The sequence below is a fragment of the Alcanivorax sp. genome (assembly GCF_040119285.1).
Taxonomy (GTDB): Bacteria; Pseudomonadota; Gammaproteobacteria; order Pseudomonadales; family Alcanivoracaceae; genus Alcanivorax.
In genome coordinates this window covers 24,500-48,396 of sequence record NZ_JBEDTY010000016.1, presented here as the reverse complement: position 1 = coordinate 48,396, position 23,897 = coordinate 24,500, and the positions used below count along the sequence as shown (strand labels likewise).

The following is a 23,897-nucleotide window of genomic DNA, read 5'->3' as shown; positions in this document are numbered from 1 at the left end:
ACCGTTCGCGTGCAAGCACGCTCCTACAAAAACCCATTAACCACCGCCAGGCCTTCACCCATAGCTGGCCGCCTCTTCTGCGGCTTGCAATACGGGTTCCGGGCTGGCGGACTCGCTGGGCTGCCAATCTCTTACGTCGATTTTTCCGATGACGGCGGCGGAAATAAGGGCAGATCGGCGCTCACCCAGTAACCGAATGCCCTTCTGAGAGGCCAAGATCATTTCTTCAATCTTTTGGGTCGATTTTTTAAGTCTCCCTATGACCTCACCCTGTTCATTCTCTGGCGGCATAGGAATCCAGCAGGACATAACGTTACTGGATGAAATTGAGGCTAGATTTGTGCTTTGCTTTGAGTGCAGATAGAAATACGCTCGCGCCGATTCGGATTGAGTGAAGACAGCCAGCCATTCCGAAGATAGTCCCCGCTCAGGCCTAATAGCAAAAACGTGGTTCTGATGGAGACAAGGAAATATTTCAGCATTCCATACAGCCCCACGCCCCAACTTATCGTTATCACCGCCCTCATTCATTAATACGTCCCCCTCTTTAAGAAGGTAGCGTTCAACTTCTTTCTCTGCGACCTCTACTGTATGGACTGTATTAAGGTTGAAGTGTCCATTCTGAACATTTGCTACTCGAAGATACGGGAGTTCAACGGTTTCCTCTTCAGGATGCCCCCTTTTTCTTGGTTCTTTTTTCTTAGCAGAAGCGTACTTGCGAAAACGGCCCTTCTCGCACGCGCCTATTCGCTTGCAAGCATGCTCTTACAAAAACCATCCACCCATCGCTAGCGGCTTCTTTCAAAAGCTTTATTCTCGCTTCCATTTCCTGGCTTACTTGACCACTCTGCCCAAGCAAGCACGGACAAGAGAACTGAATGTCGCTTGCGAAAATCCGGAGACATTTCATCACAAGCGCTCAAACTTTCAGCAATTTCGGGGAAATGCCGTTTGTTTTACGTCACCATCATTGGCAACATGGGAACGAGCCTGTATCAGGGCTCATCCCAACCGCAGGAGGCTTCGCATGAGCGATTACGACGACAGAGATGATTACCAGCAAGAAGCCGAAGATCTGTTGGAGACAATTGAACAGGTGGAAGAAACCCTGACAGTCATGTCAAAAGTGGTCGGGCAACTGAAAGAGCAAGTGGCATCACACCTTGACCCGACGGACACGATAGAAATGAGTGCCGAGGAATTCCTCGATCAATGTGAGAATTTAGAAGGGACTTGGCACTAGCGCTATTCGGGCTCTTTGCGCAGAGCGCCTAAACCCGCGCTCTGCATAAAGGGCTACATCGCTGACCTTGGCCGCTCCGCCTCCCCGCTCGGGTAGCGGCGTACACCTCCCACCCAAGTGCCCAGCACCTGGATCTCCCTCCAGTCACTGATCGCTTCCCGTGGATCACGATCCATCCAGACCAAGTCCGCACGCATTCCCGGGCGCAACTGCCCCACCTGATCGGCCACCCCAAGCTGTTTAGCCGCGTCTACTGTCACCGCCTGCAAAGCCCGCTCCACGTCCACTGCTTGCTCCGGGCCCAACAAAGCGCCAGAGGCGGTCTTGCGTTCAACCGCGTTCCACACCAGCTGCAACGGCTCAAACGGTACCCCCGGGGAATCAGCATGCAGGGTAAAACGCAACCCGGCTTGTGCCGCTTGTGCCAGCGGACTTATCCGCCGTGCTCGCTCCGGCCCCAGGAAAATATCTCGGTGGCGATCGCCCCAGTAATACACATGGATATTGTAGAAAGAGGGGATCACATCCAGTGCCACCATCCTTTCCAGCTGCTCCGGGGTGGCCATTTGTGCATGAATCAATACCGGCTGCACCCGCGCCTGCGGACAAGCGGATCGTGCAGCGGCGATGGCATTCAGGCTCTGCTCAATGGCGGCATCGCCATTGGCATGCACGGCCACCTGGCGGCCCTGACAATGAAACTGTTGCACCTGATCATTGAGCGCCTGCTGGGATAGCGTGGGGAAACCCAAATAGTCCTCAGGGTAATCATCCGGCAACGAATAATACGGCGCGCTGAGAAAACCACTATAGCCTTGCAGCGCACCATCGCTGACCAGTTTCACCGGGCCAAGGTGAATGCGGTCGCCCTCCGGAATGTCGAGTTTTCCAGACTGGCGCTGTTGTTCCGCTTCCGCGTTGGGCCAGACACTCAAGCGCAGCGGAATTAGTCCGAACTGTAGCGCCGGCTCCAAAGCCCGGATCGCGGCCGGGCCCGCCAATCCATTCTGCGCAAAAGTAATGCCTCGGGACAGATAGATATGCGATGCCCGGGACACCACCTTTAAAGTGTCCATGCTTGCTAACGCCAATGCCTTGCTACGCACTGGATTAAACGCCGTTTCTGCTAGCAAACCATTGAGCCGCCCGGTTTCATCGCGCCCATAAAAACCACCCGCAGGATCTGTGACCTCTTCCTTGATCCCCATACTGCTCAGCGCGGCGGAATTAACGACCCCAAAATGCCCGGAGCGATGCATCACCACAATCGGTCGCGTCTCGCTCACCGAATCCAGCTCAGAGCGGGTGGGGTAACGTTGCTCAGTGATAGCCGTGTGGTCAAAACCGTAGGCAAGCAGCGCCCCTTCTGAGCGACGCTGCGCCAAAAGGCCCAAGCGCTCCAGTAAAGTGTCTATGCTGTGCAAATCGCCGATGGGAGGACTGTTGGCATCCACCGCCACTGCCGATAACCCTTCACCGGGGAAATGCCCATGCGCTTCAATAAACCCAGGCATTAGCGTACCGCCTTCCAGGTCGACCACCATCACATCGCGACTAACCTGCTTACGCAGCACCTCGGCCTCACCCAGCGCAACGATTTCACCATGCCTAACCAGCATCGCATCCGCTACTGGCCGCTGTGGGTCCATGGTCAGTACCGTGCCATTGAAGAACAATTGGGCCGCCGGCGAGGGCGGATTAAACCAACGATGAACCCCTACCCCGGTTAATATCAGTAAGGCGATTACCGCTACCACAACCCACAACCCGACTTTCTTCATAACTCTCTCTCTATGCTGGCCGGCGCGTTTAGCCGCCCGCAAGCCTTCACTCATTATGGGCAGACTCTGCCCTTCTCCACCGCAGAGAACAAGCCTGCTGCCTCTAAGGCCAAAACCCTTCTGCTCTCATCGCCTTTTTCAATCAAACAGATTCGTTAACCCCATACCGGCTTGCCTGTTCGGCGCGCTATAGTGAAGCCGAACCTAGAGATATCGCACCTTTTTCGCGCACCTTATATGCACCAGAACAAAGAAAAAGCGGCATCATCTTTGCATCACACGCGGTGATAATTTTATCGCCACGCATCGTGGAACCCGGCAAGGCCACAAGCCAACAACGGGACCAACTGGAGACAAAGAGTCATGAAAGCATCGGATTTGTTCGTTCGCGCCCTGGAAGCAGAAGGGGTTGAACATGTGTTTGCCATTCCCGGTGAAGAGAACCTCGATCTGCTGGAGTCCCTGCGCGGCTCCAACATTGAGCTGGTGATCACCCGCCACGAACAAGCTGCCGGCTTCATGGCATCCACCTATGGTCGACTCACCGGCAAAGCCGGCGTTTGTATGTCCACCTTGGGTCCCGGTGCCACCAACTTGGTCACTGCCGCCGCCTACGCCCAACTCGGGGCCATGCCCATGGTCATGATCACCGGCCAAAAGCCGATCAAAACCAGCAAGCAAGGCCAGTTCCAAATCATCGACGTGGTCGACATGATGCGCCCACTCACCAAGTTCACTAAACAAGTTGTCAGTGGCGACTCCATCCCCACCCGTATCCGCGAATCGTTCCGCCTGGCCCAAGAAGAGCGTCCCGGCGCTACTCACCTGGAACTGCCGGAAGATATTGCCCGCGAACACTCCACCATGCCGGTAACGGAGCCCAGCGCTACCCGCCGGCCTATCGCTGAAGACAAGGCCATCTGCAAGGCCATCGAGGCAATTAAGGGCGCTCGCAAACCGCTGCTACTGGCCGGTGCCGGTGCCAACCGTAAGCTGACCAGTAAAATGCTGCGCCAGTTCGTGGAGAAGCTGGGCATCCCGGTGATCACCACCCAGATGGGTAAAGGCGTGGTTGATGAAACCGGCCCACACTTCCTGGGTAACACCGCCTTGTCCTCCGGCGACTTCGTGCATCGCGCCATCGACCAGGCCGACCTGATCATCAACGTGGGCCACGACGTGGTGGAAAAGCCGCCCTTCTTTATGCGCCCCGGCGGGGCCGAAGTGGTTCACATCAACTTCAACTCCGCCCAGGTAGACCCGGTCTACTTTCCCCAAATTGAAGTGGTCGGCGACATTGCCAACAGCCTGTGGCAGCTTAAAGAACGCTTGGCCCCCCAAGAACATTGGAGCTTCTCGGATTTCCACCGTATCCGCGATGCGCTGCAAAAACACATCCATGAAGGCATACAGGACGATAGCTTCCCGATCCGCCCGCAACGTCTGGTGGACGAGATACGCAAGATCATGCCGGAAGACGGGATCCTGACCCTAGATAACGGCATGTACAAAATCTGGTTTGCCCGTAACTACCCAGCGACCAAACCCAACACGGTACTGCTCGACAACGCCTTGGCTACCATGGGCGCCGGCCTTCCTTCTGGCATGGCCGCCAAAATGGTACACCCGGACCGTCGCGTGATGGCCATCGTCGGCGACGGCGGCTTCATGATGAATAGCCAAGAGCTGGAAACTGCAGTACGCCTGAAGCTCGACATCGTAGTGCTGATTTTACGCGACGATGGCTACGGCATGATCAAGTGGAAGCAGAACGACATGGACTTCCAAGACTTCGGCCTGGACTTCCAGAACCCGGATTTTGTTGCCTATGCCCGTGCCTACGGCGCCAACGGCCACCGCGTGGAGTCCACTGCCGGCCTGGGCCCGCTGGTGGAAGAGTGCTACCAACAGGGGGGCGTACACGTGATCGACTGCATGGTGGATTACCGTGACAACAGCCGTATCCTCAACCGGGAAATCCGCGAACTCAGCAGCAAGTTGTGAGCAACGCAGCACGCAATAAGCTTTTGCGTGCCTGTGTGTTGCGTGTCCCATGCTAGCAAATCATAGATTGCCCCAACCTCATGGCCTCACCAACGCCATTAAGGAACCAACATGTTAAAAGACGCTTACCCGTACTACTTGGCCAACGAAGCTGTGTTCGCCAACCAAGATCTGGATGTTACCGACAAATACAGCGGTGACGTCGCCACTCGTGTCGCCATGGCGGATGCCGCCACTATCGACAAGGCCATCGACGCGGCCGACAAGGCCACCAAGCCCATGGCACAACTGGCCCCTTACGAACGCCAGGCGATTCTCTACCATTGCGTTAAGCGCTTTGAAGAGCGCTTTGAAGAACTGGCCCTAGCGCTGTGCATCGAAGCGGGCAAACCCATCAAGGACGCCCGTGGCGAAGTGGGCCGCCTGATCGACACTTTCCGCGTGGCCGCCGAAGAAGCCGTGCGCATCGATGGCGAAATGCCCAACCTGGAAATTTCCGCCCGTGCCAAAGGCTATCGCGGCATGGTCAAACGGGTTCCCATCGGCCCCTGCTCGTTTATTTCCCCGTTCAACTTTCCGTTGAACCTGGCGGCTCACAAAGTGGCCCCGGCCATCGCCGCCGGCTGCCCCTTTGTGCTCAAGCCGGCCAGCCGCACGCCCATCGGCGCCATCATCATCGGTGAAGTGCTGGCAGAAACCGATCTGCCCAAGGGCGCGTTTTCCATTTTGCCCTGTCATCGCGAAGGCGCCGACCTGTTCACCACCGACGAGCGTTTCAAGCTGCTCAGCTTCACCGGCAGCCCGGACGTGGGCTGGGACCTGAAAGCCCGTGCCGGCAAGAAACCGGTGATCCTGGAACTGGGCGGCAACGCCGCGGTAATCGTGGATGAAGATGCCGACCTGGACGACGCCGTGGAGCGCATCACTTTCGGCGCTTTCTACCAGTCCGGCCAGAGCTGCATCGGCGTACAGCGCATCCTGATTCACGATGCCATCTACGACGAACTGAAAACCCGCCTGGTGGAAAAAACCGCCGGCCTGAAAATGGGCGACCCGAAAGACGAAGACACCTTTATCGGCCCGGTGATCTCCGAAGGCGAAGCTACCCGGCTGGAAAACTGGGTCAATGAAGCCGTGGACGCCGGCGCCACCCTGTTAGTGGGCGGCAAGCGCGAAGGCGCCATGCTCGAAGCCACCCTGCTGGAAAACGCCCCCAAAGGCAGCAACATCGTGGAAGAAGAGGCCTTCGGTCCTGTTGCCGTCATCAGCCGCTTCAGCAATTTCGACGAAGCGCTGAACACCGTTAACGAGTCCAAGTTTGGCTTGCAAGCCGGCATCTTCACCCGTGACCTGTACAAAGCCCACAAAGCCTGGGACGAACTGGAAGTGGGCGGTGTGGTGATCGGCGATGTGCCCAGCTGGCGCGTGGACAACATGCCCTACGGCGGCGTGAAAGACTCAGGCCTGGGCCGCGAAGGCATTCGTTGGGCCATCAATGACATGACTGAGGAGCGTTTACTGGTGATTCGTACCGCACCGTAAGCTCAGCTGATCATCTGCTATCATTAACCAAAGCCTGTCGATACGCGTTACAGCCGTATTCAGTTGACTGCAACGTCCCATACTCGGAGACAGGCTTTTTTCATCTTGGAAGGTGAGGAATTTCGCGAGACGCAATAATAACCGCCTCAACACTACGATTCACAGCTCGCCATTCTTTTGTGGCGTTGCTTGCTATTGACTCCCATTCAGCCGTACCAATGGAAGCAGCTCTGCCAGCATCAATGAGGTAACAGTTAATCATTATTTTTTTCACAGCAATGGCTCGCCGCTGAAAAAGTCTCCGATTAAATTAGGCACCGCCAGCACTGTCAGTCAAACCGTCTAATACCAGCCAAGCAATCTAAGTCAGCATCGTAGACCCGAGAAACCACCGCACGGTTAAAGGTGAAGTCGATGCCCAATGTCAGATTGATCCTTGCTCAATATTAATGCGTCTCCCTCCGCTACACCCCTTGCTCCCATTGGGGTTTCGGGCATTGATCTCGATCATTTGTGACGCCCTCTCCATCGCTGTCAGGCACGAGTTGAGAGACGGTCGGGCTTATCGCTACTGAGTCTGTGACGTGTATTAGCTTATTTTCTGGCAAGGGAAGACGGTAATTTAGCGCTAAATAAAAATACGATGACTCATTAGCTATTCCGTAAAGAGAAAGGAGGGGGTAACAACACGGTAAAACCGGCCAGCAAAAACCATCTATGGCCACTCTCGTTAAAAAACAAGCTTTTTATCCCGGTTACAAAATAATGCGATACGCCGTATTCTTTTGCCTGAACCCATCTTATAATCAAAAAATTATGGCGTGTATGGGTGTGGTATCAAATGAGTACATCTCTAGGCCTGTTAACAGGCGCGATTACCAGTATGCTGGACCCGCAGGATGTGGCACAGCCACGTTACCAGCCAACCGTGGAAACCACCTGGCAGATCCAGCTGCAAGGCACCACCAATACCGGTTACCAGACCGACCTGTACATACTCGATCTATTCGACACCCCGCAATCCGTCATTACTGACCTGCAGGCCAGCGGCCGTAAGGTAATCTGCTACTTCTCGGCGGGCACCTATGAAGAATGGCGAGAAGATGAAGGGCGTTTCACTGCGGCGGACAAGGGGCGCCAGCTGGACAACTGGCCCGGGGAACGCTGGTTGAATACCCGCTCTACCAATGTCCGCAGCATCATGGTGGATCGCCTAACACTGGCGTCGGAGAAAGGTTGCGACGGAGTAGACCCAGACAACGTTGATGGTTACAGCAACCAGACCGGCTTTCCCCTCACCTATGACAGCCAGCTGGATTATAACCGTTTCCTGTTTAACCAGGCTCAATCCATGGGCCTGGCGGTATCACTGAAAAACGACGTGGAGCAGGTCGCAGACCTGCTCGACTATGTGGATTTTGCAGTGAACGAATCGTGTCACCAATGGCAAGAATGTCACCGGCTATTGCCTTTCGTGGAGGCGGGTAAACCAGTGTTTCACATCGACTATACTTACAGTCAAGATCCCGATGGCCACGCCATCCATTGCCAACATATGAATAGTCTGGATTTCCAGTCCCTAACCTTGCCTTGGGCACTGGACGACAGTTTTCGTATGAGCTGTTTCTAACGGCTAGTTCAATGCATCTTTAACACGTTGAGCCATATAATCAGCCGCTTCTTGGTATGGGCTCAGTACGTGTTTCACTCCCGCTTTTTTGAGCAGATCACCGTCATATTCATGATGGACCGTGACGGCTAGCTCTCCTGCAAAACGAGTGTCTTTGAGCAGTTTCATTAAGCCCAAATTCAGATTCACATCGGGCACGGTGCTGATTAACCATTTAACCCCTTCCAGGTCCAAGTGCTCGATAAATTCATGGCTTTCCATATCTGCGTAGCTCGCACGGATACCCTGCCGCTGGTAGACGCGCACAAGTTCCGGGTCAAAATCCAGAGCCAGAACTTCAACGCCATTTTCATGGAATCGCTCCACTAAACGCCCACCGTAACGCCCCAAACCAAACACCAGAACAGGTGGCAACACAGCATTGTTACCCAGCTCCTTTTCTTCACGAAAAGGATTTACTCTCTCAAAAAAACCAAGTGCGGGGGACAGTTTCTCATACAAGGTATGGGAGTAAAGAATCATGTACGTGGACAGAGTTATGGTAATAATTCCCACTAGCGTAATGAGCCCAAGGGTATTCTCCCCCACATGTCCCAAACTAATTCCCATGGCCACAAAAATGATCGAAAACTCACTGATTTGGGCCACCGTCAGGCCGGCTAGAAAACCGGTACGCCGCCGATAGCCCATATATCCCATGATCGCCATCACCACTAACGGATTACCAATCAACACGAACAGTGAAAAAATGGCAGCTGCCCCTAACTCTTCCCCCAAACTGGCAAACTCGAGCTGCGAGCCCAAATGAATAAAGAAAAACAACAACAAAAAATCCCGAACGCTCGCTAGCCGGGCATTAATGACTTCGCGGTATGACGTCGATGCCAGGGAGAAACCGGCTAGAAACGCACCCACCTCTTTACTAAAGCCAACCATATCCCCTAACGCAGCCGCAGAGGTGCCCCACGCGATGGCAAAAATCAGCATCAACTCAGGGGAACGAGCGAGAAGGTCCATTATTCGTGGCAGGATATAACGCATCATCAGGGCGACGATGGCCAATGCCGCCAGTAGCTTGGCAATAATTGCCAACACCACAAAACCCGTTTTCTCAATTTCTATGCCTGCAGAAGCACTCAGGCTGCCGACCACCATCATCGCCAGCACCACGGCGATGTCCTGAACAATCAAAAAACCCATGGCAATACGGCCATGGAGCGAATCAATTTCTTTTTTATCAGACAGTAGCTTAACGATAATGATGGTGCTGGAGAACGTCAGTGCCACCGCGATATAAAGCGCATTTACCCAATCAAACCCCAGCCCTATGCCTATGCAAAAACCCAGCACAATGGTGAAAATAAGTTGCCCAAGCCCTGTGGCCACGGCCACCATGCCCAAGTGTCGGATCAAGTGCATATCCAGCTTCAGGCCAACCACAAACAACAGGATGGTAACCCCAACCTCCGCCAGCAACGCGATATGTTGATCTGCGCTTAGCGCATCCATAAAGGAAGGCCCGACCACAATCCCTACTAGGATAAAAGCCACAATCAGCGGTTGTTTGAGCCGAACGGCGAGCATGCCAACCAATGTTGAAGCCAGCAGCAAGGCAGCAAACTCGTAATACTGGTAATCCATACACCCTCACGGATTGATAAATGAGCCTGGGCGGCTGAACATTACAGACACCTTCAGCTTACCCTATCAAAAGAACGTCAACAGACACCCACCAACAGAAAATCAGGAAATTGAGCCGTTCTTCTACCTTGAACCCTATACTGCAGACAAATGCATGCAACCATAGGTGGAAGACACCCTGCTCATGCGCCTTGAGGCAATCCAGCGAAAGCATGAAGCCGAGTTGACTCCCCTTGGATAGAGACCCTAAGCACGGATAACCCGCTCTTCAACGCTTTTTCCTCTCCCGCTAAAGCAGAAAAGCTTGGCCTACCACGTTTTCTTTTTTTGTATCTCTATGAAAATAAACCATCGTTAACACTGACAATAACATTACAGCTTTATACCGACCCCCAAATGTACAAATATAAAGATGCACGATAGTGCCATATATGTCCCGCGAAGGGTTCGTCATGGAAAACCTCAGCGATACCTTCGCCAGATCCGCGCTGCTTTTTTATGTTTACTGAGACTAACAACCTGTGCTGGAAGCGGCAGCAGAGACGGCATAGCAATCACCCTTAAACATGTTCTAGGCTGGAATGTGCCGGATGACAGCGGTGAAACCGCCGACTCTGCTGCGGATATCGAAAGCCGTATGCGTGCCTACTGGGAAGTGAACTGTCACCACCGCCACCGGCGGCGGCTCCTGTGGCCGCCAGGATCTGCTGGGCATCTGCTGGTACCCCGACGGCGCAGGCAGCGCTATCGTTTCTTTTCGCCTCGGTGCAGAAAGTGATGCCACCCCACGCAGCGTTGCCCCGTGGCGAAACCACCGCATTGATAGATCAGTGGATCAACAACGTGGCAGACAGCCGCTACACTAACGCTAGCGCCGGTAACTGATCTCTCCTCCTCTCCGGCAACATTGGAGAGGAGCGCAACACCCCCCTCCCGGTAAAGGGAGGGTTTTTACCGCTCTGCGGGCGACACGGTCGCCCCGGCATGCCACACGCACAAGTATCAAGCCTTTAGCGTCTAGCGCTCTTCGCTCTATCACGAATGGCTTTCAACGGCGCCGATAATTTATCCGTATGACGCGGGTGAATAGCCGCATAGCATTCAAAAATTTCGGCCAGATCCTTTTCCACATCCCCACAGGGTTCAATAACTCGGGCAAAGGTAATTTCTTTTTTTGCGTAATCCGCGGTGGCTACCACAATTGGCACGCCCGCCTTCTGAGCGATACGGTAAAAGCCGGTTTTCCATTGTGCCGCCCCCCCTCGAGTGCCCTCGGGTGCCACTACCATCACCAACTTATCTCGACGAGTAAATTGCTCCACGGTCTGCTCAACCACACCGCCCGCCTTGTGCCGGGCAATGGGCAACGCCCCCATCCAGCGCAGCATCGCCCCAAAGGGCCCCTTGAAAGCGCTATCCTTGATCATTACATGGGCGTCCAGGCCCAGCTGCATCATCGCCGCCAAGGTGTAGATACCATCCCAATTGGAGGTATGCGGCCCGCCAATAATCACTGCCTTGGGCACCGCCGGCATGGTATTGGTCACCCGCCAGCCCGCCAAGCGCAGAAAACCGCTGGCCAGTGACCGGGAAAACGCATTGCCCCGACGGGGATAATCAGAATCCAAGGGAGGCGCCATGGGATTGTCCATTACCAAAAGAGCGGCGATCATACCCACGCGACTCAAAAACCGCATTGGCATGAATGCCCAACGCACTGACGAAGCGATAATCGGCCCATGAATTCCCTGCGTTATCTCACAGGCTACCCCACCCAAATTCAGCAGCAGGCGCAAGCCCTGCTAGATCAGGGAAAACTGGGGACGTATCTGCAACAGCGCTATCCCGCAAAGCATGATATTCAAGGCGACAAGGCCCTGTTCCAATACGCTACCAGCCTTAAACAACAATACCTTCGCAAAGCCCCGCCTCTGGGTAAGGCCTATTACGACGCTAAACTGAAAACGCTTAGCCAGGCATTAGGTATGCATACCCGGCAAACCCGCATTCATGGTAGCAAACTGCGCAGTCATAACAGCCTGCGCATCGCCAGCCAATTCAAAACAGCTCCGGAGGCCTTTCTGCGCATGATCGTGGTCCACGAACTAGCCCATTTCAAAGAAACGGACCACAACAAGGCGTTTTATCAGCTCTGTTCGCACATGGCGCCGGACTACCATCAACTGGAACTGGACACACGGCTCTGGCTAATTTGGCAAGACACACACAAGCCCTCAGGCAGACAACGCCTGTAAAAACCAACCCGCCAGCGAGCACCTCTTCAGCTGCGGCACAGGCCTCCTCAACAGCGCCAAAGCGTCAAAAACCTGTTCATTCAACAAGCATTTACATTCCCACTCGTAGATATCGCCAAAGACCGGGGTCAGCAGTTTCATGTCCCCGCCATAAGGGCGTAGTATAAAATGACTTTACGTCATAACGCAGGATCATCAGTGCCGCGGTGTGTGGCTATGCTGTATTGATCCTGCGCCAGTGTTCCCGCTGGTGGTCGCTCTATCCGCCAGCGCGGGACTCCAATCAAAGCCCAGGAGGTGTGTAGTGACACGGATTGGCCAGGACACCCTTAACAGCAAAAAAACGCTGCAAGCCAACGGCAAGACTTATCATTACTTCGATATCAATGTGGTCGCCGACAAAGGCTGGGGTGATCTCAGCAAGCTCCCCTTTTCCCTCAAAGTCCTTCTCGAGAACCTACTCCGCTTTGAAGACGGTAACAGCGTCTCCGGTGCCGACATTGAAGCCGTAATGCGCTGGCTGGAGCACAAACGCTCCGACAAGGAAATCAATTACCGCCCGGCCAGGGTGCTGATGCAGGACTTTACCGGCGTACCCGGCGTTGTCGATCTGGCCGCCATGCGCGATGCCATTAAGAAAGCCGGTGGTGACCCTGGCCGCATTAACCCGTTAACGCCGGTAGATCTGGTCATCGACCATTCGGTGATGGTAGACAAGTTCGGCAACCCACAGGCTTTCGAAGAAAACGTGGAGATCGAGTATCAGCGCAACCGGGAGCGTTATCAGTTCCTGCGCTGGGGCCAAAAAGCCTTCAACAACTTCCGCGTGGTCCCACCGGGCACTGGCATCTGCCACCAGGTAAACCTGGAATACCTAGCCAAAGGGGTGTGGTCGTCCGAATCCGACGACGGCAACACCTATGCCTACCCAGACACTCTAGTGGGCACCGACTCCCACACCACCATGATCAACGGCTTGGGTGTGCTGGGCTGGGGCGTGGGCGGCATCGAAGCCGAAGCCGCTATGCTAGGCCAGCCCATTGCCATGCTGATTCCCGAAGTCATCGGCTTCAAAATCAGCGGCAAACTTCGTGAAGGTATCACCGCCACCGATCTGGTACTTACCGTCACCGAGATGCTGCGCCGCCGTGGCGTAGTAGGCAAATTCGTGGAATTCTTTGGCGACGGACTGGCCGATCTGACCTTGGCCGACCGCGCCACCATCGCCAACATGGCCCCGGAATATGGCGCTACCTGCGGCTTCTTCCCCATCGACGAGCGCACCATCGAGTACATGAAGCTGACGGGCCGAGACGAAGACACCATTGCGCTGGTGGAAGCCTATTGCAAGGCACAAGGCCTGTGGCGCTCCAGCAGCGATCCGGACCCAGAGTTCACGGACGTACTGGAGCTGGATCTGAATGATGTGGCACCCAGCCTGGCCGGCCCCAAACGCCCCCAGGACCGAGTGCCACTCACCGCAGTCAAACGCACCTTCATTGACGTGGTCACCGAGACGCTCAAACTCAATGACGAGGAAATCAGCAAGCTGGAAGGCGAAGGGGGCCAAACTGCCGTCGGCAACCAAGAACCCAGCGGCGGTGACGTGCCTGTCACCATCGATGGCCACAAGCACCATTTAAGCCATGGCGATGTGGTGATTGCCGCCATCACCTCCTGCACCAACACCTCAAACCCCAGCGTTATGTTAGCCGCCGGTCTGGTGGCGAAAAAAGCCGCCGAGAAAGGCATGAACCGCCAACCTTGGGTAAAAACCTCACTGGCCCCCGGCTCCAAGGTCGTTACCGATTATCTAAATGTCACCGGTCTGCAAGAACCCCTCAACAAGATCGGTTTCGACTTGGTGGGCTACGGCTGTACCACCTGCATCGGCAACTCCGGGCCACTGCCACCGGAAATCGACAAGGCCATTTCCGACGGCGACCTGGTGGTGGCCTCAGTGCTTTCCGGTAACCGTAACTTCGAAGGCCGGGTTCATCAGAGCGTACGCACCAATTGGCTAGCCTCTCCGCCACTGGTGGTGGCTTATGCCTTGGCCGGCACCGTAAAAATTGACTTGGATTCCGACCCCCTCGGCAATGACAAAGAGGGTAACGCGGTTTACCTGAAAGACATCTGGCCCAGCTCCGATGAAATTCAAGCGGAACTGGTGAAGATCAACGACGACATGTTCCGTAACCAGTACGCCAGCGTGTTTGAAGGTGATGAAATCTGGCAGAGCCTGCCGATCCCGGATTCGCAAACCTACGACTGGGACAGCAGCTCCACTTACATCCAGAATCCACCCTTCTTCGACGGCCTGACCGCCGAGATGGACGATGTAGAACCAGTGAAAAACGCGCGTATCTTGGCGATGCTGGGTGATTCCATCACCACCGACCACATCTCCCCCGCTGGGGCTATCAAAGCGGATTCTCCCGCCGGCCACTACCTGCAAGGGCACGATGTGGAACCCATCGATTTCAACTCCTACGGCTCACGTCGAGGGAATCACGAAGTGATGATGCGAGGAACCTTCGCCAACATCCGTATCCGCAACGAAATGACTCCCGACATCGAAGGGGGTTTTACAAAACACTTTCCTCAGGGCGAGGAGGTTCCCATCTACGGCGCCGCCATGCGCTATCAGAACGACGGCATCCCCACCGTGGTGGTCGCTGGCAAAGAATACGGCACCGGCTCCAGCCGCGACTGGGCTGCCAAGGGCACTACCCTGCTCGGCGCCAAAGCGGTCATCGCTGAAAGTTACGAACGGATTCACCGTTCCAACCTGATCGGCATGGGCGTGCTACCACTGCAATTCCCGGAAGGCACCGACCGCAAAACGCTCAACCTGGACGGCACGGAGGAAGTGGATATTCCGGATCTGGACAACAACCTGAAACCCGGCGACACCATCACCGTGGTGTTCCGCCGCGATGGCAAGGAGCAGAAAGTGGAAACCCTTTCCCGCCTGGATACCGCAGCGGAAGTGCAGTACTACAAGAACGGCGGCATCCTCCATTATGTGTTGAGACAGATGATGCAATAGAGGCGTTTCACCCAGCATGCAGCAACGCGGGAAACCCGTGTTGCTTGCTCCAAACCCAGAAGGCCGCGCCCAGACACCGGGCGCGGCCTTCTGGGTTTGGAGCAGTCATGTTAGATCGCATTTAACCGAAGGCACAGACACGCTGAAAATGATAACCCGAGACCCGCCGCACCCTCTTAAGGGGCGTCGCGTATGTTGTTGCGCTGCTAAGCCAGCTTACGCAGCGAAACGCCGACGCAGCGCCGCATGAACGAGCGAACCGCACATAGCGCCCGCCGTCCAATTTTTGTTATGCTATTTATTTACTAGGGGGAGGGGGGCTCTGTGCGTATCCTATTGCTGATTTTCACCTTCGCGCTGGGCAACTTGAGCCACTATGCCATCGCCCAGCCGCCAACCAACGACGCCAAGCTGCTGCACGCAGAGCAGCGCGATGCTCGCCTGCGTGAACAACAGGAACTGAAAGCCCGCACCAACGATCTGCAAGCCCAGCAGGAAACCACCCGCAAGCTACTGGACCAACAGGACCAATACCTGAAAGCCCTGCGTGCTCAAATCGAGGCAACGAAAGACGCAAAAGCGTCCACTGCTCCCACGCACAAAGACACACCATAATGATTGGAAAATGGTTGCACCGATTGCTCCGTCGTTGCTCACACTCTATTGCGCCTACCGCCACGGCGGCACGCCCGGCTGAGGTCAGCTCCCAAGACACAAGGGCCCCTAGTGACGGCCCACTGGCTCTATTGCAGCCGTTTCAGATTCGGCCCATGAACAGTGGCGACTTGGGCGAACTGCTGGGCGTGTTTCGCCAAGCCATTCAGGTCAGCGCCGCCGCCCAATACAACCAGCAACAACGGGATGCCTGGAGCCGCGCACAAAGCCATGAGAGCCTGATTTCCGCTCTCAGTGAGGGCGAAGCTGTAGTCGCCGAATGGGATAACGTTCTGGTGGGCTTTGCCCACCGGATCAACGACTACATCAACATGGTGTTTGTACACCCGAATGCCGGCCGCGAGGGCATCGCCACTCTACTCTACCAGCGCCTGGAAGACGGTGCCCGGATGGAGGGCATGACTGAACTCACCGCCCACGTCAGCCTCACCGCCCACGGCTTCTTCCATTTCATGGGCTTCACCAGCGAAGGGCAAGAAGAAGCCGAACGCAACGGCGTCAGCCTGGCCCGCTACCCCATGCGCAAGCCTTTAATCTGATCGCCCCAGACGTTATCAATCGAATAATCTGATTAAACCGCTCGAGCCATTCCCGTGGATTGCTCAGTAGGCTGCTGCTATCTTCATGTCGTTGTTGTAGATAACGCTCTTCAACCCCCTAATCACATTGCGCTCACTCTGTGGTTATACCCTGGGCTCAGCAGGCCCAGTGACTTCCCCCTTAGGCCGTCACCCGACGGCCATTTTTTTGTCGCTACATAACCGCCTATGCTTCACACCCAATCAGCCACTGGAAGGCAGGTAGCAGCTCAAGGGTCTCGTACCTTATTAGTGTTGGCGAAGTTGCCACCCAACGCGCTGTCGCCTTGATCATTCCTTGATATTACCACTGTGCCGAATCCATCATGTTGTCGTATAACAGGCAAAAGGAATGAACCATGGCAGGCACAAACATAGAAACACACTCCTCTCAGTTGACCACCACTTCTCTGGCCGTGCTTATTGATGCAGACAACACACCGCCCAAGATTGTCGACGGCCTGTTCGAAGAGATTGCCAAGTTCGGCACCGCCAGTGTCAAGCGCATCTACGGCGACTGGACCAAACCTAACCTTGGAGGCTGGAAAAGCGTACTACTGAAACATTCGATACAGCCTATCCAGCAATTCGCCTACACCCAGGGGAAAAATGCTACCGATTGCAGCATGATCATCGATGCCATGGATCTGCTCTATACCAAGCAACTATCTGGTTTCTGTCTAGTATCGAGTGACAGCGATTTTACTCGCCTAGCGGCGAGATTAAGGGAAGAAGGACTGACCGTGTACGGTTTCGGTGAGCGCAAAACACCCGGCCCGTTTGTGGCCGCTTGTGACAAGTTTATCTATACCGAAGTCCTGCGCTCAGACCATGCCCCGCAACATACGCCAGATAAATCCCAACCCTGCGAAGAACCCGTTAATAAAGAAGATCCACCACTACAGCTTATCGCCAACGTTATCGATGATATTTCTGATGAAGAGGATTGGGCGAATCTTGGCACCCTAGGCCAACATTTGAGCAAGCGTAAACCCGACTTTGACACCCGTCTGTTCGGCCACAAAAAACTCAGTGACATGATTCGCGCCTACCCCAAATGGTTCCAAATCCAGAAAGGACAAGGCAAAAGCATTCAGGTCAAAACCCTGCGTAAATAGCTTGCCTTTCAGCAAAGAGACAACGCAAAAGGCCGCACTCGGAGAATGAGCGCGGCCTCTTTGATCTCAGCCTCAGCGAAACATCTGATCGCGTTTCAACTTTTCACTTTCAAATTGCAGCTCGAATCAGCGCACCAGCCACAAGCTTAACTGCGGTACATAGGTAATCATCAGCAAAGCGATAATCAATATCAGCATGAAAGGAATGGTTGCCGCGAACAGTTCCGTAACTTTCTTCTTGAAGCGGTAACTGGCAATAAACAGATTCATACCCACCGGCGGGGTGATATAGCCAATCTGCATGTTCGCCACGAAGATAATCCCCAGATGCACAGGGTCAATACCGTAGCGCAACGCCACCGGCAGAATCAGCGGCACCATGATCACCAGCGCCGCAAAAATATCCAGTAACGCGCCCAATAACAGCAGCAAAATATTAAGCAGAATCAGGAAGGTGATTTTGCTTTCCACATGCGTTTGGATTAGAGCAAATAGCTCCTCTGGCACACCGGCATACACCAAGTAGTCAGAAAACGCCTGCGCCACCGCCAAAATCAACAATATACCGCCTACCATAATCATGGAATCACGCATGATCGCCGGCAACTTGCGCAAGGAAATTTCCCGATACAGAAATACCTCCGCCACCAATACATACAGCGCCGTCACCGCCGCCGCTTCACTAATGACCAGAAACCCGGAGAAGATTCCGCCCAGTACAACCAACGGTAGTGGCAACTCCCAGCGAGCCTCCCATAGGGCATCCACCAGTTCACGGAAATCAAACGCCTGCCGGGGAACATCGGTACCGCGGGTAGCCCACACACAGTAGCCGTAAAGCAGCACGATCATCAGCAGCGCGGGCAATAGGCCGGCCAGATACAGGTCGACAATCTCTACTGTGGGCATCTCTAATTGCTGAGACATTTGCTGGGCAATAATGCCGTAGATCAACAGGGGCACCGACGGCACCAATAGCAAGCCCAAACTCCCTGAAGAGGTCACCAGACCCAAGCTAAACTTTTCCGGGTAATTGCCTTTCACCAGCGCGGGCAGCAACAGCGCTCCTAATGCCACAATAGTGACGCCAGAGCCGCCGGTTAAAGCGGTAAAAAACGCACAAGCAATCAATGCTACAAAAGCCATGCCACCGGGCATCCAGCCGAAGGCGGCTTGGCTTAGCCGCAACATACGATCAGCGGTTTTCGATTCACTCAGCAGAAAACCCGCAAACGTAAACAACGGCAAGGCCATCAGCACCACAGAATTGCTGAGCTGATAGATATCGATGTGCAGCACCGCCAACTCAATCTCCAGGGTATAAAACCCCAGTGCTGCCGCGCCCAGAATAATGGCAAACAAAGGCGCGCCCATTAACGCCAACACCACCAGCAGGACAATCGCCGCTGTAATCATGGTGTCAGCTCCTGCATCTTCGGCCGTTTACCAATCAACCCCATGGCAAACAACACCACATAGCGCAGTGCCATGATCGAGAAACCCACCGGGATAATCGCTTGCAGCAACCAGCTGGGCACACTGGCAAACGCTGGCGTGGCATACTCATATTCTTCGATCACGAATTGCACGCTGTACCAAGCAACCAACAAACAGATAAAGGCGGTAAACAGGTCCACGAAGGTAGTCAGGAAGGGGTGGTATTTTTCTGGCAATAGCGACGAAGCCACATCAATGCGAATGTGCTCATCATTACGTGAGGCGATCATTGCTCCTAACAAACCAATCCACAGCACCGCATTCTGCAGTAAAGGCTCAATCCATACCAAGCTGGTACCAAAAAAGTTACGCAACACAATTTGCGCCACAGCCAGCAGAATCATAAACAAAAGAACGGCCACAATAAGGCCGTCCTCGATATGATGAAGGGCGCGATGCACCCTACGTAATAGTGCTGCCATCATTGCCCGTCGCGTTGTTTGGCAAGAATGCCATTAAGTCGATCCAGCATGGTTTGGCTGATTTCGCCCTCTGCCACCAGTTCACTGGTAGCGTGCTCGGCATAACGATGCCATTCCTTGCGCTGTTCTTCATTCGGCTTGATCACTTCCAGTCCCTGTTGTTGAACAGCGGCAAAAGCGCTCAGGTTTTCCTCACGACTTTTTGCATTCAGGGTGTCAAAAGTGCCATCCAGTACGGCGCGAACCACTTCCTGGTCTGCCGCGCTAATGCGCTTAAAGTATTTTTCGTGGATACCCAACATGCCAAAGGTATACAGCAGCGGCATGTCAGTCAGATAGTTTACCCGCGAGTACCACTGCAGAGTCAGCGCTGCTACAGGGGGCGCAGCAAAAGCATTCACCGCACCGGTCTGCAGGGAGGTCAGCACGGAGCCAATATTGAGCATAATCGGTGACAGCTCAAAAGCCTTGGCCGCTTTAGCGGAAGCTTCATCATTCGCTGGCAGCCACAGTTTTTGTTCGCGCAAATCGGCAATACTTTTTACCGGCTCCTCAGACATCACATAGGCAAAGCCGCCATCCAGCAAACCGAAGCTGACCCAACCACCGTCCTCCAGGCCCTTTTGAATTACCGGGTCCAGCTCACTGCGTACCGCGTCCACTTCATCGTAATTATTAAAAGCCAACGGCACATTGAGAATCTGGCTGTCTTTGTACGCCGAGGAAAAAGCCCCGCCCTGGGCCACCAGGCCGTGGAGCTGGCCAATACGGATTTTGCGTTCCACCGCGCGATCATCGCCCATCACCCCGCCGGGATAAATTTTCAGTTTCACTCGGCCATCGGTTTGCGCAGCAATATCCTTACCGGCTTTCTTAAGCCCAGAAACAATGGTGGTGCCATCCGGGTACAGAGTGGAAATTTTCAAGGTCGTGGCAGCAGTGGAAACCAGCGGTAACAACGCGACCAGAATCGTGGCAAGGCGCAGCATAAACACTCCTAGAAATAATCATCCGCGTCGGCAAGCAGGGCTTCAGCCTGCTGCTGCGCATAGGTATTTTGCAGGGTCAGGCCGTGGACATCAGGGTCCGCCGCCAGCACCTCGTTGAGTAAGCTGTCATGCAGCTCCCGGTCAAACAACAGGCGGGCATACTTTTCCGCGTAAAGCACCTTGGCCAACAGGTTTTTGCCGTCGGCCAACTGCACCGCCTGTTCAAAATGAGTTTTCGCCTGTTCTGGGTTGCCGCCGAGCGACGCCGGCAAGATGCTGTTTAGCACGCCCAGATACATGTGTGACTGGCCATACTGATACTGCTCATCCAGCGCAACAATTCGCTCCATGATGGCTTCTACCCGGCCCAGTTCGGCCACCGCGTTCCAATCATTGGTGTTTTGCTGGATATACCCCGCCCAGGCTCCACCCAAGGAAAATAACACGGGCACATCGCCCTTGTTCGCGTCTTCCAGCAGGGCCTCGAATTCAGGGACGGACAAGCTGCGCAAGTCGCAGTAATCCTTATCGTGAGCACAGGCGGCACGAAAGCCGTAATCCAGCGCCTTGATGCTGAGCTTGCGGGCACGATCTTGTTCTTTCACGAACAGGCCCGCATAAGCGCCATAGAGATCGGCACCACTGCTCAGCAGGGATTCGCTTTCTGGCCAGTTTTCAATCAGGCCATCGACCATTAACAAATAGGTGGGCAGGCCGTCTTCGACCAGCTGCAGGTCATTGTTATTGAGGACACCGTAGGGCAGGTTGTCGTCAACATGGGCCAGAGAACAGCCTTGCAGGGTAACCACCGCTGCGAAAAAGAGAGAAGGTACCCAATAGGGTACAGAGCGCCACTGCATAGGTCGCTGACATCCTTTCATTGTTGTACCGTCATCGTTTTGGCTGTCTTTATAGCAGTCCACCGGGGGTAACTCAAACTGTCCCTGGCTTCTGGCTGCGCCGCACCACGCCGAAAATGCCGCCCAGCAAACAACCGCTTACCAATCCTGCCAGATGCGCCGCATTCGCCACCACATCCGATAGCCCTACGAAACATATCACCATCCATGCCAGCATGAAGACCACAATCTGCCGGCGCAGGGCAAACCCGGCTCCTGGGTTGAGCCAGCCGAAGATCCATAGGTAGCCCAACAAACCGTACACCACACCGGACAAGCCACCGAACATTGGCCCGCTGTAATAGAACTGAGCCACATTGGAAACTGCTGAGGTCACCAGGGTGACCAACAATAGCTGGGCAGACGATTGATGGCGTTCAATCAGGCGTCCCAGATCCGCCCACCACAGCAAATTGAAAATGATATGGAGAAGGGAAAAGTGCAGCAGCATAGGAGTGATCAACCGCCATGGCTGGCTGGTTAACCCCTCCATGGTCGCGGGGAACAACAGGGCACGATACACCCCGTCGCCGATAAGATAAGGCGTCAAGAAGATGGCCACACTCAACACCAGCCCAGCCTTGGTTACCCAACCCATGCTGGCCAACCAGCCACCAGACAATAAGGGCTGCGGCTGGCCGGTCAGGGGCTCCAGAGCTTGTTGATCCTGCCCCCGTTTCAGGTCGGCAATCAGCTCTGCAGTCAGTTTTCGCGCATGGGGATATTGTTCAGCATCGGGCACAGCCAACACGAACTGACCTTCATCCTCATGACGATGCACCTGGAAGCCATTGCGTTTCAGGGTGTTTTCGATCAGGTCCGCCAGCTCTGACCGGGGGGTACGAATCAGTTCCATGCCAGTGCCTCCAGGGCTTGCTTGCGTTGTGCATCATTCAGCTCAGACAAGTTATCTACCTGCTGCCAGAAACAGCCCCATTGCTGCTGGCACTGCGAAAAAAGCCGGCTAAAAGCCGGCACATAATCATTATAATCACTGACCGTGTTCAATTGGGCATTGTTCAACGGACCATCGAAAAAAGGTTTGTAGCCTTTTAAGCCCCGCACACGTTGGCTTTCTTCGGCGAACCGGCCCCGGGCCTGTTGCTGAATGCGAGCCTTTTCGCTGGCCAATCGCGATGGCTTCGAGGTCGACTCATACAGCCTTGCTAGCGCCTTACGAGTATCAGCGATGATACCTAAAAAAGCGTCCTCTACCTGCTCTCTTCGGTCCCAGTAACCATCTGGCAGTGGCTCATCTGTTGCCGAAAAATACTGCTTTGCGCCCTCCCGCCCCACCATGGTTGCCAGAGACTCATTAAAGCGAGTATCACCCTTGATATACAGCTTGCGATGAGCCAGTTCGTGAATCAGCAACTCAGCCAGTGAAGGCTTTGACCGCTGGATCATGGGCGTAGTAAGGGGATCCGCAAACCAGCCCAGAGTGGAATAGGCGATCGCGCCCCCCACCCAAGTATCCATGCCGTCAGCCTGTAAATTCGCCGCTGCTTTTTCTGCCCGTTCCCGGTGGAAGTAACCGCGATAGCTGACACAACCCACCAGCGGATAACACCAGGTTTTTGGCGTCAGCGACCAAGGCGGTGCCGCCAGCACATTCCACACCACCGCATCCTGCTCCAACGCCACATATTGGTGGTAGACATCATCAGCCGGCAGCCCCAAGTGAATTCCCGCCCAGCTCACCACCTGCTGGCTAAATTGCAATTTACCAGCCAGCGATTGCGGTGTTTCAGGGTCCGCCAGCACCTGCTCCACCGGCTCGCGCTCACCCATCAACGACCAATGACCGCCAATGGCCTGGCTGTAATAGCCCAGTTGGCACCCGGCCAATGCCCACGGCAGCCAAAAACACAACAGGGAAAAACGAAACAGCGTCGGCATCAGGCCCGGGACATGAATTTGCGTTCGGCGGTATTCACCCGCACCTTTTCACCTTCTACGATATATTCCGGCACTTGCACCACCAAACCGGTATTCAAGGTGGCAGGTTTGGTACGGGCCGAGGCGGAAGCAGCCTTCATGGCCGGCGTGGTTTCGGTCACGTCCAGCACCACCGATGCCGGCAACTCCAGGCCGATAACCGACTCTTCTACTTTCAGGGCCAGCACGCCTTCCGTCTCCTCCGTGATGAACGCCAGCTCATCACGAATATCGTCCTGCTTGAGCAAATACTGGGAAAAGTCCTCGTTATCCATAAAGATGTAGTCATCCCCATCCACATAGGAAAACTGCACCGCACGGCGCTGCAACGCCACTGTAGGCACGTCGTCATCGCCCTTGAAACGCTCTTCAAATTTGGGGCCACCACCAACCGCGCTGGCCTTCACCCGGTACAAAGTCGCCGCCCCCCGGGCAGAGGGGGACTGCACCTCAATCTGGCGAATGGCATACAAGGTGCTGTTGACTTCAATAACGTCGGATTTTTTCAGCTCACTGGCGCGGGTCATGGAAAAGGCTTCCTGAAATGTCTATGTGCCAATGCTACAACAAAGAGCCACGGCAAGCTGCAACGCGGGGTGGATGATTGCCATGCGATGGCCGACTCTGCCCGCG

The 23,897-nt window shown here is 54.7% G+C and carries 21 protein-coding genes and 1 pseudogene; 9 read left to right on the top strand and 13 right to left on the bottom strand.

Annotated features, from left to right (window positions below):
- Nucleotides 1-54 precede the first annotated feature (54 nt).
- Together ABNH10_RS05135 and ABNH10_RS16260 are read right to left on the bottom strand one after the other, a co-directional pair.
- Nucleotides 55-222 (bottom strand): hypothetical protein, encoded by a 168-nt coding sequence (locus tag ABNH10_RS05135; RefSeq protein WP_349384981.1) that lies wholly within the window; start codon nucleotides 220-222, stop codon nucleotides 55-57.
- Nucleotides 223-231: 9 nt separating this feature from the next.
- A pseudogene (locus ABNH10_RS16260) lies at nucleotides 232-747 on the bottom strand (restriction endonuclease subunit S); the annotation flags it as partial.
- Nucleotides 748-1,027: 280 nt separating this feature from the next.
- Between ABNH10_RS16260 and ABNH10_RS05130 the strand changes: the two are divergent.
- Nucleotides 1,028-1,243: a hypothetical protein gene (locus ABNH10_RS05130; RefSeq protein WP_349384980.1), complete on the top strand. Its 216-nt coding sequence runs from the start codon at nucleotides 1,028-1,030 to the stop codon at nucleotides 1,241-1,243.
- A gap of 53 nt (nucleotides 1,244-1,296) precedes the next feature.
- On the opposite strand, the gene ABNH10_RS05125 is transcribed toward ABNH10_RS05130, so the two are convergent.
- Entirely contained in the window at nucleotides 1,297-3,024 is a 1,728-nt protein-coding gene (locus tag ABNH10_RS05125; protein ID WP_349384979.1) for an amidohydrolase, read from the bottom strand.
- 363 nt (nucleotides 3,025-3,387) lie between these two features.
- On the opposite strand from ABNH10_RS05125, the gene ABNH10_RS05120 reads away from it, so the two are divergent.
- The 3 genes from ABNH10_RS05120 to ABNH10_RS05110 all read left to right on the top strand — a co-directional run bounded on the left by ABNH10_RS05120 (nucleotide 3,388) and on the right by ABNH10_RS05110 (nucleotide 8,200).
- Nucleotides 3,388-5,028 carry an acetolactate synthase large subunit gene (locus ABNH10_RS05120; protein ID WP_011587989.1) on the top strand — a complete coding sequence of 547 codons (1,641 nt, stop codon included), beginning with the start codon at nucleotides 3,388-3,390 and terminating at the stop codon, nucleotides 5,026-5,028.
- 111 nt (nucleotides 5,029-5,139) lie between these two features.
- Nucleotides 5,140-6,570, top strand: coding sequence for an aldehyde dehydrogenase family protein (locus ABNH10_RS05115; RefSeq protein WP_349384978.1), 1,431 nt, complete (start codon nucleotides 5,140-5,142; stop codon nucleotides 6,568-6,570).
- A gap of 841 nt (nucleotides 6,571-7,411) precedes the next feature.
- Nucleotides 7,412-8,200, top strand: coding sequence for an endo alpha-1,4 polygalactosaminidase (locus ABNH10_RS05110; protein ID WP_349384977.1), 789 nt, complete (start codon nucleotides 7,412-7,414; stop codon nucleotides 8,198-8,200).
- Nucleotides 8,201-8,203: 3 nt separating this feature from the next.
- Here the strand turns inward: ABNH10_RS05110 and ABNH10_RS05105 are convergent, their stop codons facing one another.
- The gene (locus tag ABNH10_RS05105; protein ID WP_349384976.1) at nucleotides 8,204-9,841 is read right to left on the bottom strand and encodes a cation:proton antiporter; all 1,638 of its coding nucleotides are present in this window, start codon (nucleotides 9,839-9,841) and stop codon (nucleotides 8,204-8,206) included.
- A 1,010-nt stretch (nucleotides 9,842-10,851) separates the two neighbouring features.
- Nucleotides 10,852-11,481 carry a lysophospholipid acyltransferase family protein gene (locus ABNH10_RS05100; RefSeq protein WP_349384975.1) on the bottom strand — a complete coding sequence of 210 codons (630 nt, stop codon included), beginning with the start codon at nucleotides 11,479-11,481 and terminating at the stop codon, nucleotides 10,852-10,854.
- Between the two features lie 99 nt (nucleotides 11,482-11,580).
- Here ABNH10_RS05100 and ABNH10_RS05095 point away from each other — a divergent pair, with 99 nt between their 5' ends.
- Nucleotides 11,581-12,096 carry a M48 family metallopeptidase gene (locus ABNH10_RS05095; protein ID WP_349384974.1) on the top strand — a complete coding sequence of 172 codons (516 nt, stop codon included), beginning with the start codon at nucleotides 11,581-11,583 and terminating at the stop codon, nucleotides 12,094-12,096.
- Here ABNH10_RS05095 and ABNH10_RS05090 read toward each other — a convergent pair.
- Nucleotides 12,076-12,237 carry a hypothetical protein gene (locus ABNH10_RS05090; protein ID WP_349384973.1) on the bottom strand — a complete coding sequence of 54 codons (162 nt, stop codon included), beginning with the start codon at nucleotides 12,235-12,237 and terminating at the stop codon, nucleotides 12,076-12,078. The genes ABNH10_RS05095 and ABNH10_RS05090 overlap by 21 nt on opposite strands.
- A 163-nt stretch (nucleotides 12,238-12,400) precedes the next feature.
- Between ABNH10_RS05090 and acnA the strand changes: the two genes are divergently transcribed.
- The 4 genes from acnA (at nucleotide 12,401) to ABNH10_RS05070 (ending at nucleotide 17,519) form a co-directional block, all read left to right on the top strand.
- Entirely contained in the window at nucleotides 12,401-15,148 is a 2,748-nt protein-coding gene (acnA, locus tag ABNH10_RS05085; RefSeq protein ID WP_349384972.1) for an aconitate hydratase AcnA, read from the top strand.
- Nucleotides 15,149-15,472: 324 nt separating this feature from the next.
- Nucleotides 15,473-15,763, top strand: a complete 291-nt coding sequence (locus ABNH10_RS05080; RefSeq protein WP_349384971.1) for a hypothetical protein — start codon at nucleotides 15,473-15,475, stop codon at nucleotides 15,761-15,763.
- Complete coding sequence (locus tag ABNH10_RS05075; RefSeq protein ID WP_349384970.1) at nucleotides 15,763-16,362, top strand: GNAT family N-acetyltransferase; 600 nt, start codon at nucleotides 15,763-15,765, stop codon at nucleotides 16,360-16,362. Before ABNH10_RS05080 ends, ABNH10_RS05075 begins: the two co-directional genes overlap by 1 nt.
- Before the next feature lie 398 nt (nucleotides 16,363-16,760).
- Complete coding sequence (locus ABNH10_RS05070; RefSeq protein WP_349384969.1) at nucleotides 16,761-17,519, top strand: NYN domain-containing protein; 759 nt, start codon at nucleotides 16,761-16,763, stop codon at nucleotides 17,517-17,519.
- 126 nt (nucleotides 17,520-17,645) lie between these two features.
- Here the strand turns inward: ABNH10_RS05070 and ABNH10_RS05065 are convergent, their stop codons facing one another.
- The 7 genes from ABNH10_RS05065 to efpL form a co-directional block, all read right to left on the bottom strand.
- Complete coding sequence (locus tag ABNH10_RS05065; RefSeq protein ID WP_349384968.1) at nucleotides 17,646-18,935, bottom strand: TRAP transporter large permease; 1,290 nt, start codon at nucleotides 18,933-18,935, stop codon at nucleotides 17,646-17,648.
- Nucleotides 18,932-19,441: a TRAP transporter small permease gene (locus tag ABNH10_RS05060; RefSeq protein WP_349384967.1), complete on the bottom strand. Its 510-nt coding sequence runs from the start codon at nucleotides 19,439-19,441 to the stop codon at nucleotides 18,932-18,934. The genes ABNH10_RS05065 and ABNH10_RS05060 overlap by 4 nt, the downstream gene beginning before the upstream one ends.
- Nucleotides 19,438-20,427 carry a TRAP transporter substrate-binding protein gene (locus ABNH10_RS05055; protein ID WP_349384966.1) on the bottom strand — a complete coding sequence of 330 codons (990 nt, stop codon included), beginning with the start codon at nucleotides 20,425-20,427 and terminating at the stop codon, nucleotides 19,438-19,440. The genes ABNH10_RS05060 and ABNH10_RS05055 overlap by 4 nt, the downstream gene beginning before the upstream one ends.
- 8 nt (nucleotides 20,428-20,435) lie before the next feature.
- Nucleotides 20,436-21,287 carry a TRAP transporter TatT component family protein gene (locus ABNH10_RS05050; RefSeq protein ID WP_349384965.1) on the bottom strand — a complete coding sequence of 284 codons (852 nt, stop codon included), beginning with the start codon at nucleotides 21,285-21,287 and terminating at the stop codon, nucleotides 20,436-20,438.
- A gap of 73 nt (nucleotides 21,288-21,360) precedes the next feature.
- The gene (locus ABNH10_RS05045; protein WP_349384964.1) at nucleotides 21,361-22,182 is read right to left on the bottom strand and encodes a rhomboid family intramembrane serine protease; all 822 of its coding nucleotides are present in this window, start codon (nucleotides 22,180-22,182) and stop codon (nucleotides 21,361-21,363) included.
- Nucleotides 22,173-23,225 (bottom strand): aminopeptidase, encoded by a 1,053-nt coding sequence (locus ABNH10_RS05040; protein ID WP_349384963.1) that lies wholly within the window; start codon nucleotides 23,223-23,225, stop codon nucleotides 22,173-22,175. The genes ABNH10_RS05045 and ABNH10_RS05040 overlap by 10 nt, the downstream gene beginning before the upstream one ends.
- Nucleotides 23,225-23,791, bottom strand: coding sequence for an elongation factor P-like protein EfpL (gene efpL, locus ABNH10_RS05035; protein WP_349384962.1), 567 nt, complete (start codon nucleotides 23,789-23,791; stop codon nucleotides 23,225-23,227). The genes ABNH10_RS05040 and efpL overlap by 1 nt, the downstream gene beginning before the upstream one ends.
- Nucleotides 23,792-23,897: the final 106 nt, after the last annotated feature.